6 protein-coding genes are annotated in these 3,891 nt (G+C 63.2%); 2 read left to right on the top strand and 4 right to left on the bottom strand.

What is annotated here, in order from left to right:
* The coding region (gene ubiG, locus EN884_RS28730) for a bifunctional 2-polyprenyl-6-hydroxyphenol methylase/3-demethylubiquinol 3-O-methyltransferase UbiG (RefSeq protein ID WP_128360876.1) at positions 1–608 on the top strand (608 nt) is incomplete at its 5' end.
* 1 nt (position 609) lies between these two features.
* On the opposite strand, the gene EN884_RS28725 is transcribed toward ubiG, so the two are convergent.
* Complete coding sequence (locus EN884_RS28725) at positions 610–1,128, bottom strand: flavin reductase family protein (RefSeq protein WP_013529455.1); 519 nt, start codon at positions 1,126–1,128, stop codon at positions 610–612.
* 142 nt (positions 1,129–1,270) lie between these two features.
* A complete protein-coding gene (locus EN884_RS28720) occupies positions 1,271–2,161 on the bottom strand; it encodes a DMT family transporter (RefSeq protein ID WP_013529454.1) in 891 nt (296 codons plus the stop codon).
* A 96-nt stretch (positions 2,162–2,257) separates the two neighbouring features.
* On the opposite strand from EN884_RS28720, the gene EN884_RS28715 reads away from it, so the two are divergent.
* Positions 2,258–2,743, top strand: a complete 486-nt coding sequence (locus tag EN884_RS28715) for a MarR family transcriptional regulator (protein WP_013529453.1) — start codon at positions 2,258–2,260, stop codon at positions 2,741–2,743.
* 6 nt (positions 2,744–2,749) lie between these two features.
* Here EN884_RS28715 and EN884_RS28710 read toward each other — a convergent pair whose 3' ends face one another.
* Positions 2,750–3,304 carry a hypothetical protein gene (locus EN884_RS28710; protein WP_164746265.1) on the bottom strand — a complete coding sequence of 185 codons (555 nt, stop codon included), beginning with the start codon at positions 3,302–3,304 and terminating at the stop codon, positions 2,750–2,752.
* 122 nt (positions 3,305–3,426) lie between these two features.
* A complete protein-coding gene (locus EN884_RS28705) occupies positions 3,427–3,852 on the bottom strand; it encodes a DUF1178 family protein (RefSeq protein WP_013529451.1) in 426 nt (141 codons plus the stop codon).
* Positions 3,853–3,891 lie beyond the last annotated feature (39 nt).

The raw sequence follows: 3,891 nt of genomic DNA, 5'->3' as shown, positions 1-3,891 counted from the left end.
AGATAGCGACGCGCTTCGGCCGTGACCCACGCGCTGCAAGGCCTTTCGAGGGACTGCGCATCCTCGACATCGGTTGCGGCGGCGGACTTTTGTGCGAGCCGATGGCGCGGCTTGGCGCCGAGGTTGTGGGCGCGGATGCCTCCGAAACCAACATCGAAGTGGCCAAGCTGCACGCCGCCGAAGGCAATGTCAGCGTCGACTATCGCGCCACGACGGCCGAGGACCTTGCCGACGCCGGCGAGAAATTCGACGTCATCCTCAACATGGAAGTGGTCGAGCATGTCGCCGACATCGACCTGTTCGTCGCCAAATGCGGCGAGATGGTGCGGCCCGGCGGCATCATGTTCGTGGCCACCATCAACCGCACGCTGAAGGCGCTGGGCTTAGCCATCATCGGCGCCGAATATGTGCTGCGCTGGCTGCCGCGCGGCACCCACCAGTTCGGCAAGCTGGTGCGCCCGGAAGAGCTCGAAAAGGCGCTTGGCGGCGCCGGCCTGACCATCATCGACCGCACCGGCGTCACCTACAATCCGCTGGCCGACCGCTGGGCGCGGTCGAAGGACATGGACGTCAACTACATGGTCCTGGCGGAAAAAGGCTCGGTCTGATCTATTCAGAATTCAGCGGCCTGTAGCCGCCGCGCCAGTAGATCAGCGCCTGGCCGGCATCGGACGTGCGCACGGCCTCGACCGAACCGATGACGATGGAATGCGTGCCGCGATCGATCATTTCATCGAGGCTGCAGTCGAATGCGGCCACCGCATCCGAAAGCAGCAAAGCTCCGGTCTTGAGCGTCACCCATTCGGCGCCCTCATAGCGGTCCTTGCCCTTGATGCCGCCGAAGCCGGAGAACCGCTCGGCCACGCGCTGATGCTGGGGGCCAAGCGAGTTGACGCCGAAATGCCGGTAGCGTTCGATCACCGGCCAGGTCGACGATGACCGGTTGACACAGGCGATCACCTTGGGCGGCTCGGCCGACAGCGAGACGACCGAAATGACCACCAGACCGGAGCGATCCTCGCCGGTGCCGGCGGTGATGACGCTGACATTGCCGACGATCAGCCGCATCGCGGCGCGAAAATCAGCTACATCGACGGCAGTCCCCTCGGATGTCTTCGGTTCGGTCATGGCTTGCTCCAGAGCACGATTCCAAAAAGGGAAAGGTCCTCGGAAAAGACCACGCTCAAACAAGAAGATAAAGCAGATCTGGATACAAATTCAGGTGAGATCGGCTCCAGGCGCGAAGGCAGTTCGGATCCCCTGCGACCGCTCACGCCTTCTGGCTTTGTGCCCTGGTGGTGATGAACACGCCGGCAGTGATGATGAGCGCGCCTGCCCAGGTCAGCAGTTGATAGTGCTCGCCGAGGAAGAGGGTTCCGGCAAACAGGCCGACGGCCGCCGCCACATAACCGATCTGGCTGAGATAGACCGGACCGCCGACCGCCTGCAGCCGGAAGAAGAACGCGAACATCGCCGATGCCGACGCAACCTGCGCGACGACGACCAGCGGCACGCCGCCGAGTGGGACGAAAGCTTCGCCGCCGAACAGGAGGAGAATGCCGGCAAGCAGCATCGCCGCCGACGCCAGATGGCTGCCGACGGCAAGCTCGATCGGGCCGGTACCGTCCGGCCAGTCGACCGTGCGATAGATGTTGCCGGCGGCAAGGCTGACCGGGATGAGCAACCCCATCGCCACCCAGAACAAATCGGCCGGCTGGCCGGCCTCGCCGCGCGTCACCGCGACCATGACGGCGCCGACGAAGCCGACGGCGATGCCGGCAATGCCCAGCATGTTGGGGCGCCGGACACGCAGCAGGATCGAGAACACCAGCGTGATGACCGGCGACAGCGTGAACATGATGCCGGTGTAGCCGGCGCCCAGATGCGGGATGGCCGAGAACATCAGGAGATTGGGGACAGCATAGGACACCGCGGCGGTGACGAAGAAATAGCGCAATTTGTGCGCGGTGAGCCGGACCCGCTTGCCGCGAGCCAAGAGCATGCACAGCAAGACCCCGCCGGCGCCGAGCGAGATGACGAAGGCCCAGACCATGGCCGGCACGCCGGCAGCCGTGGCGAGCTTGCCGAACGGCAGCGTCAGGCCGAGCAGGCCGCCGGTGACGACCAGCAGGCCGAGCGCCGAATCCCAGAGAAGCTTCATTGACCGAATCCTGTAGCGCGGCTCTTGGCCGGCATTGCATCTTGCAGTAAGATAACGGAAAGATTCTTAACGTCAAGATAAATGATGGTGAGACAGTTGGACAGGGCAGCACGGGCGATCGAGCAATGGAAGCGGGAACGACCCGATCTGGACGTCTCGCCGATGGGTGTGCTCGGGCGGCTGAACGAGGCCGCCTCGCTGATCGCCCGCGAGCGCCTGGCGCCGTTGTTTGCCCGTTATGGATTGCAGTCCGGGGAATTCGACGTGCTGGCAACGCTGCGCCGCTCTGGATCACCCTACGCCCTGACGCCGACCGCCCTCTATGAAGCGACGATGGTGACGTCAGGCGCCATGACCAACCGGCTCGACCGGCTCGAAACGTCCGGATTGATCCTGCGCGGGCCGCACCCCAACGATCGGCGCGGCATTGTCGTGCGGCTGACCGAAAAGGGTCTCGCGTTGATCGATGAGGCTATTGCCGCCCATGTTGCCAACGAGCATGAGATTCTTTCCGGCCTGACACCGGCCGAACGGGAGACGCTCTCTCGGCTGCTTGAGAAATTGATCGGGAGCGTGAGCTAAGCCGGGTCAGTTCGTAGGCTGCGGCGAGAACCGGCGCCGGTGTTTCCAGCGGCGGTATGATACGGTGAGGTCGACAAGCCGGGTCGGCATGTTGAGGTAGAGCAGAGCATCCCGCAAACCGCTGAGATAGCGCTCACTCATCGCCTTGTCGGAAAAGTCCGGCATGGCCTCGAGTGTCGCTTCGGCTTGCTGGCTCCGGCCCTTTCCGGTCGGCAATCTGGCCGCAAAGGCTATTTCTCGACGCAGACAGACCTGCTCCACGCGATCCCGCAGCGCCTCTTCGTAGCCGATACCACATCGCATAAGCCGCGCGTGGGTGGCTTCATGGACGATAATCGAAGCGACCAATTCCGGCGTCGTCCTTTCGCTGATGATATGGCGCTCGTCCAATTCGCATGCCTTGGAAGAGTTTGCCCATTGCGCGACGGAAGCAGGAAGGGTTGTGACAAATACCTGTCTTACGTCACCAAGCAGCCGTCTGTAGCGCACTGGATCAAAATCACGAATAAGCTGAAGCGCCTCGACGATCTTGTCGGTGCCCTTGTCGCTGATGATGAGCAACCCGTCGATCGTTCGGGTACCGCTAAGCTTGACGGCGCCCCAGCGGGCCAATCGGCCAACGACGGCTCTTATGCTGCGTCGCGGCTCAATCGCTTCTGGGTCGCGCAAAGCTCCCTCGGAACTCAGTTGCGGTCGTCCGGAAACACCGGGATCGGCATGAACTCGACGCCGTCCTCGACCAGGCTCTTGGCTTCGTCCAGCGTCGCCTCGCCATAGATGCCACGCGGGTCGCTCTCGCCGAAATGGATCTTTCGCGCTTCCTCGGCGAACTTGTCGCCGACATAATCGGCATTCTCGCGCACCTTCTCGGCCATCGCCTTGAGCTGCGCCAAAGCCTGCTTCTGCGCCTCGCCCATGGCCAGCGCTATGGTTTCCTGCTTGCGCGCCGTGGAGACGGCCGGCGCCATCAGTGCTTTCTGCACCTTGTGCGAACCGCAGCTCGGGCAATCGACGAAGCCGCGCTTCTTCTGGGTGTCGAAATCGTCGTTGCTGCGGAACCAGCCTTCGAATTCGTGCTCGTGCTCGCAGATCAGGGCAAAACGGATCAAGAGGCTGCACCCCTGAGCCGCGGCGCCTCGCCCGAGCCG

The sequence above is a fragment of the Mesorhizobium sp. M7A.F.Ca.AU.001.01.1.1 genome, from assembly GCF_004022735.1.
Lineage (GTDB): Bacteria > Pseudomonadota > Alphaproteobacteria > Rhizobiales > Rhizobiaceae > Mesorhizobium > Mesorhizobium ciceri.
Note: the sequence above shows the minus strand (reverse complement) of the source record. Positions and strands in the feature narration are given on the sequence as shown.

Bases quoted from the DNA above. Each gene is read 5' to 3' on its own strand.
- EN884_RS28725 (WP_013529455.1), bottom strand. From the start codon at position 1,128: ATGACCGAACCGAAGACATCCGAGGGGACTGCCGTCGATGTAGCTGAT.
- EN884_RS28720 (WP_013529454.1), bottom strand. From the start codon at position 2,161: ATGAAGCTTCTCTGGGATTCGGCGCTCGGCCTGCTGGTCGTCACCGGC.